The organism is Micromonospora sp. NPDC023814 (assembly GCF_040639595.1).
GTDB lineage: Bacteria > Actinomycetota > Actinomycetes > Mycobacteriales > Micromonosporaceae > Micromonospora.
The window spans coordinates 1-6,270 of the sequence record NZ_JBFAAF010000143.1 but is presented as its reverse complement, the minus strand read 5'-3'; the positions used below and the strand labels follow the sequence as shown (position 1 = coordinate 6,270).

Here is a 6,270-nt window from a genome sequence, read left to right as displayed (position 1 = left end):
GAAATCGGCAACAACTTCGACCGCGAAATCCACCTCGGAGTGTTCCACCGACCGATCACGTCGGACAACGGCCGCGTGGCGGCACCGACGTTCGGTACCGACGGCGGCGTGAGCTACATGCTCTACGAGGCCGGGCCCCGCCTCGACGCCAGAATCTGCGTGGCCCGCGCGGTCTAACGACACCGTGCGTGGTGCAGATCGTTGATGAACGATGATCGTGCGGGTGCTCTGCCGTCGCCCCGCCCGCCGCGGATCCGGTGTCCGTACGGTACGGCGATTTCGTGGGAACACTTGCCCAAAGAGGTTGGGCTTCGGGTCAGGAATCACCTGCTGGCACCGGTTGCGGGACCGGGACAACGCCGGCGTGTGGCAACGACTGCACGAAGTGCTGCTGGGCAAACATCGGGCAGCCGGGCAACTCGACATGTCCCGGGCGGTGATCGACGGCTCTTACGTCGGGCGCTCAAGGGCGGACCAAAGCAGGTCCGAGCTCGGTCGGCCGCCGCGAGTCTGGCTCGAAGCACCACGTCATCACCGATGCGGGCGGCATCCCCTCGCAACGGCACTACTGGCGGCAACCGTCACCGACGACGAGCGACACCGCCGACCGAGTCGCATCCACCTACGGGTAGCCCCGCCAGGGTCATGATCTTCTCGTGATCGCCCCTGCGCGGCCCAACCCACGGTGAACCAGCCGCGTATCGCACGCGTTCTCATGTGGGGCGATGACAAACTTCGCCGGCCGCGACCCCGCACTTGATCGGAGGAGTGGATGCCCGAAATGCTTCGCCAGTTTCACACGCTCAGCGAACCTGTGACATCGCCGTCCGGCGTGTGGGCGCTGCGCTACGACGCCGGTGGCCGTGCAGTGATCGCGGACCAGAACGGCGTTGTTACCTGGGCCGCGGGCGCTGCCGGCGTTCTGCGCCTCGAACTGAGCGGCGTCTTTGCCGTGCACGCTGATGACGAGGTCGTATGGCGCGGAGACCTGCCGGTGTCCAGATACACCGCCATGCGCGTCTCCGACAGCGGAGACGCAGTTTTATACGATGACGGGCTCCCCGTCTACAGCGTCCTGCACGGGCCGATCGAGTCAGCATCGCTGGGCAACCGGGCGCCGGTGGCGGAGATCCGCGGCAGCCGGTTCATCCAGTCCGACAACGGTAAGCGCACCGTGCACCGCACCGCCGACGGCACCAGCCTAGTCTGCACGACGATTCTGGATCCAGGCGCGGTCAGCAGCATCGTCGTGCAGCCCGAGGAGGTCCGCACGCTCGAGCAACCGGATACTTGGCTCACCTGGCGCTTTCTGGACGACGGCGAGTACGGCAGCTGGTGTCTGGTACTGGTAGGCCCCAACGACGATGTCCGCTGGGTGTTCGGTAAAGGCCATGTCGGGGAACAGGGAACCCCCTCAGCGGTCGCTCCCGCCGAGCCCGAATACGACTCGGAGTGGCTGGACAGGGGCCTGGAGGTAGGCGACGCCTACTGCGTCACGGTGATTCACGATGTCGACCCGGACGAGGCGCTGCGCCGATTCGGGGCCCTGGACGAGGAGACTTCTACCGCGACGTGGGCGCAGTTGCAACGGCGGGCCAACTACGAGGATGTCGATTCGGACTTCATGATCGTAGCGGCATTCCCGCTGGGCTCGCACACGCTGCTCATCGAGGACAACGGCTACGAGGCCGCTGACCGGCCGGATCTGTCTCGCGGTACGTTCGCGGTCTCGTCATACTGCAGCATCAACAACGACCACCGGTTCCTGGTCAGCCGTGACGGTGAGGTCCTGGCGTCCTTCACGGACTTCCTCGCCAGCGAGGCCAAAGGCGCTGCCCCGGCCGTGCTGGCAACGGCATTGGCTGAGATGGGCATCGACGACATCGAAGCGTTCGATGACGATAATGACAACTACTTGGACGACCTGGAACTGCTGTGCCGGGTCGCGGGTGTCCGCCCTAGGGTCGATGACGTCACCGGGCGCGGCCGCGTCGCGATCCTGCGGAGAGTGGACGTCCATAGGCGCGTGTACGGTTCCAGGGAGCCGATGACGGACTGAAGTGCCCCCTGTCGACCGGGCACCTCGATTCCTGTCAGGGACTCGTGGTGGATCTTCTCGCAGGTGTCGGGGCTGACGTTTCCCAGATGGCTGTGCCGGCGGCGAGGGTTGTAGACGCCCTCGATGTAGGAGAGAACTCCATCTCCAGCTCGTGCCGGCTGGGCCGGGCGCGGGTGTAGACCGGCTCGGTCTTCAAGATGGCGAAGAACGCCGGCGACGGCGGTGAGGCGCCAAGTTCTGGCTGTAGGTCCTCACCGAGCTGGAAAACCGGGTGCATCTCGTCGCTATCGGCGCTTCGGTCACCAACCCGGTTGGTACGAACCGGGTGGACATTGAGCCTTTTTCATCGTGATCAAGGGCGGTTGAGCAGGCAGGCGCGAGCGGTGTCGCTGGCACCATGTTCCGGTGCCGACCGGCGCCAGCGGCCCCTGGAGCTTCTGCCCCAGGGGCCGCCAGCCGTCAAGGATCATCAGTCGTTCGTGGTGTCCCAGCCGTAGTCGGGCAGGTCGAAGAAGTCGTCACCGTCGACCCGGTCGACGGTGCCGTCGGCCAGGCCGCCGAGCAGCGACTCCACGCCGGTCTGCACGCTCTGCACGAGCATGCCGTGCTGCTTCTGGCCCAGGTCGTCCTGCTGGCCGCGCACCTCGAACAGCACACTGCCGGTGCCGTTGAGGGCGAACGCCGAGCGACCCTGGCCCGCGTACTCCCGGGTGTCCGGGTGGTAGTACCGGCCGATGGCCGCGAGCTTCGACTGGCTGCCGTACTGCGCGGTCATGCCGTTGGCGACGGTGAGGGCGTAGCGGCGGGACTTGTCCTGGTCCAGCGCCGGCCACGCCGTCTTGTACGCGGCGCCGTCCTGCACGCCCAGCGGCGGGTAGTCGAGCGAGACGGAGATGAGGTTGCCGTCCTGCTCACCGCCGGTGAGCCGGTCGCACGGCCCCATGTGGTGCAGGTCGATGTACGCGTCGACGGCGCCCTTCTCCGCCCGCAAACCCACGTAGACGTCGCGGATGGCCCGCGACTCGGGGGAAAGGAAGAACCCGGCGTCGGTGTCGCGGCCCGGAAGGTCGGCAGCGCGCGGCACGTAGTCGAGGTCGGGGTTGAAGTCGCGGTTCAGGTCGTAGCCGGGCAGGTTGATGCCGTCCCCGTTGAGCCGGTGGTACCAGGCGCGCGGGGCACCGGCCAACTGCGGGAACTCCGCGACCGTCGCGTCCCAGGACCGCACGTTCATGCGCCGGTTGAGCTCGCCGCCGTCGGGGTTGACCATCGGCATGGCGACGAAGGTGACCTCGGTGAGGATCTGTCGGGTCTGCGCGTCACCGGCGCTGCCCAGGCGCTTGAGGATCCCGAGCAGCGCCTCGGTGCCGGTCCGCTCGTTGCCGTGGATCGCGCTGGTGACCAGCAGCACCTTGTCGCCGGTGCCGACCCGGGCCGTGTACAGCTCCCGGCCCTCCGGCGAGCGCCCGACCACCTCGACGTCCACCCGGCCGCCGCTGGTGCGCTCGATCTGCGCGAGCTGGTCGCCGACCTGCTCGTGGTTGCTCCAGCCCGACCAGGACGGGTCCTCGGCGATCTTGCAGCTGCCCTGCCCCGGTCCCTCGGGAGCGGCGGCGGAGACCGCCGGAGCGGTGAGGATCGAACCGGCCAGCGCGGCCGTCACGGCGGCGGCCAGGGCCCCGCGGGAACGGAGGATCGTCGACTTCGTGTGAACCTGCACGCGTACTCCTCTCGTGGATCCACCGACCACCGAGCGGGGCGCAGAAGAGCGCTGGTGACGCTCGGGGAGCGGACCACCTCTTGCTTCCGAGGATCTTGACCTGCGCGGACGGCGGATGCAATAGAGAGCTGCGCTTTTCTCGATGCGAGGGCAGGTTCCGGCCGACGCGGGGGAGTCCTGCCACCCGGTGCGTAGTCTGATCGTCGATCACCTGCCCGCTCGGTGCCGGGTCCGGTGGCGATGCACAGCATCGTGGTTGCCGCACCGGGTCGAGCAGTATTCGCGACGCCCGTTGCGGCTGGTGTCGACGAACACCGTCACGCATGTCGACCGCGCGCAGACGCCCAGACGCCGCCCTTCCGCCTCGACCGCGAAGATCGCCAGACCGCCGGCCGTGACCGCTCGGACCCGGCCGACGACATCATCGTCCTCGGGCGTGAAGTGCAGGTGCGGACGCAGCCCGTCGTGGGTGGTCAGAAACGCCCCGGCAGTCCCCTCGACCAGCAGCGCGTTGATCGCCGCGCAGCGCTCGTCGGTCCCGGGCGCCTCGAACACGGCTCGCAGCCACACACCCCACACCCACAGGATCTGTGCCTGCCGGGCCGTGAGCGCCGGTCGGCGGATCTCGTGCGTACGCAGGACCGCCTCGATCTCGCCCGCCCCGATCCCACCCACGCCCGGCCGACCCTCGACCACGAGGTTGGCCAGATCGGCGGCGAGACGGACCCCGGTCATCTGCGCTGTCCCGACCGCACCGTCCGCCTACGTCCTCGCCAGGCGGACGGGCGGCGACACGCACCTCATCGCGTCCATCACCGGCGCGCAGACGCTCCTCCCGATCGCCACGCTCCCGTTCATCGTCGGCCTGACCGCGGGATAGCCCCCCGCGCCCGGCGGTACACCGCCACGGCCAGGTCCGCGGGGCTGTCTCGACCGAGCGGCGTTTCGACCCAGACCGTCCGCCTGGAAGTCGACGTGTGAGGGTCACCGCTGGGTGAGGGGCCGTCGTCCCATCTCAGCGAGGATTCCGGTGCCCTGACCGAGTTCGATGAGGTAACCGTCCGGGTCACGCAGGTAGCAGCGGATCTCCACCCCGTGATCCTTCGGTTCGGTCAGGAACTGTCCGCCGCGGGAACGCCACAGCTCGTAGACAGCGCGTACGTCGGTGACCCGGATGTTGAGCGCGCCGCTGAGCACGTTCGGGTCCGCCGGTGCCTGCGCCCGGACGGTCGGCTTGTCGTCGGTCGGGCCGCCCTCGTCGTTGATCACGATGTAGCCGTTGTTCAGTCGGAGAATGGCCGGTTGCCGCTCGCGTACCACCGTCGCTCCCAGCACGTTTCGGTAGAACTCCCGCGAACGGTCCACGTCCCGCACGATCAACAGGTGGGTGAGCACCAGCCCGTGCTCGGGTTGGAAGTAGTCGGGCGCCTCGTCCGTCACCGCAGTCTCCTCCGGGTCGGCCGGACGGGTACCCACGCGCGCGCCGGGCACACCTGTCCGTCTCCCGGCTCTGGATCGGGCGTGCGCGGCTGGCTGTCCCCGTCACCGCGGTGCGGAGTGTGGCCGTTGTGGCCGACCCGCTGGGCCTGGCGCGGGGCGCCCGGCGCGGGATGGTGGTGTCGCACCGCCGCCGTCACGTTCCTGTTCGCGCCACGCCGGTGGCAGGTGTTGACGCCCAAGCTCGCCACGTACGGCGTCGGAGGACTGGCGTACGGGCTGATCCTCGCCGGCACCGCCGCCGCAGCCCTCTTCGCGGTCGCCGCCGTCCGCGGCGTCGCGCTCGGCCTGCCGGCCAGCACGGTGCTGGCGTTGCTGGCCCGCATCAGCCTGGCCATGGTCGTGTACCTGCTGATCGGCGTGGGCATGGGCGCCCTGATCCGCCACCAGGTCGCAGCCCTGTGCGTCGTGATCGGCTACCTGTACCTGGGCGAGACGCTGCTCATGATGATCCCCGGCATCAACGCGTTCTATCCGGTCCTGCCCGGTGGTGCCACCGCCTCCCTCACCGACTTCACATACCTCGCCGACGCCATGTCCGAACAGGTCGGCAGCAGAGCCGTCCAACTACTGCCACCAGCCACCGGCGCACTACTGCTCACCACGTACGCACTCGCCGCCTCGCTGATCGCCGTCATCATCCCCATGCGCCGCGACATCACTTGACCCGACGCCCCCAACACCGAGGCCGAAGCGCAGAGCCGCCATTCATGCGTACTCGAGCGGCCCGGTCAGGTCGTGCTCCGCGACGGCCTCGATGAAGTCGGCGAACTGTTGGGCGCTGGCGGCGACCAACGAGCTTCGGGGCGGTCGTTACGGCCGACCGCCCCGAAGACGTCACCGGTGGCGGATCACGTGAGTAGTGGTTCCGATTCCCTCGCCCTTCTGGCCCTCGTTGCTGTCAGGGGTCTGCTGCACCGATAGGTGACAGTTTTAGTCACGCGGCCTGACTGGCCAGTGGGGTCATGATGGTCTCGTACTCGATAGGGGTCAACCG

The 6,270-nt window shown here is 68.4% G+C and carries 5 protein-coding genes and 1 pseudogene; 3 read left to right on the top strand and 3 right to left on the bottom strand.

Annotated features, from left to right (window positions below; all coding sequences use genetic code 11):
- Window positions 1-301 precede the first annotated feature (301 nt).
- Window positions 302-554, top strand: a pseudogene (locus AB0G14_RS34305) (IS5/IS1182 family transposase); the annotation flags it as partial.
- A gap of 218 nt (window positions 555-772) precedes the next feature.
- The gene (locus tag AB0G14_RS34300; RefSeq protein WP_357704739.1) at window positions 773-2,059 is read left to right on the top strand and encodes a DUF6461 domain-containing protein; all 1,287 of its coding nucleotides are present in this window, start codon (window positions 773-775) and stop codon (window positions 2,057-2,059) included.
- 469 nt (window positions 2,060-2,528) lie between these two features.
- Here AB0G14_RS34300 and AB0G14_RS34295 read toward each other — a convergent pair whose 3' ends face one another.
- From AB0G14_RS34295 to AB0G14_RS34285, 3 genes are all read right to left on the bottom strand, one after another.
- Complete coding sequence (locus tag AB0G14_RS34295; protein ID WP_357704737.1) at window positions 2,529-3,776, bottom strand: M14 family zinc carboxypeptidase; 1,248 nt, start codon at window positions 3,774-3,776, stop codon at window positions 2,529-2,531.
- Between the two features lie 207 nt (window positions 3,777-3,983).
- The gene (locus tag AB0G14_RS34290; protein ID WP_357704735.1) at window positions 3,984-4,511 is read right to left on the bottom strand and encodes a CGNR zinc finger domain-containing protein; all 528 of its coding nucleotides are present in this window, start codon (window positions 4,509-4,511) and stop codon (window positions 3,984-3,986) included.
- 249 nt (window positions 4,512-4,760) lie between these two features.
- Window positions 4,761-5,216 (bottom strand): VOC family protein, encoded by a 456-nt coding sequence (locus AB0G14_RS34285; RefSeq protein ID WP_357704733.1) that lies wholly within the window; start codon window positions 5,214-5,216, stop codon window positions 4,761-4,763.
- A gap of 225 nt (window positions 5,217-5,441) precedes the next feature.
- Here AB0G14_RS34285 and AB0G14_RS34280 point away from each other — a divergent pair, with 225 nt between their 5' ends.
- Window positions 5,442-5,939: a hypothetical protein gene (locus tag AB0G14_RS34280; RefSeq protein WP_357704731.1), complete on the top strand. Its 498-nt coding sequence runs from the start codon at window positions 5,442-5,444 to the stop codon at window positions 5,937-5,939.
- The last annotated feature ends 331 nt before the right edge of the window (window positions 5,940-6,270 follow it).

Excerpts from the sequence above, each read along its gene's own strand:
- AB0G14_RS34290 (WP_357704735.1), bottom strand. The coding sequence starts at position 4,511 with ATGACCGGGGTCCGTCTCGCCGCCGATCTGGCCAACCTCGTGGTCGAG.
- AB0G14_RS34300 (WP_357704739.1), top strand. The coding sequence starts at position 773 with ATGCCCGAAATGCTTCGCCAGTTTCACACGCTCAGCGAACCTGTGACA.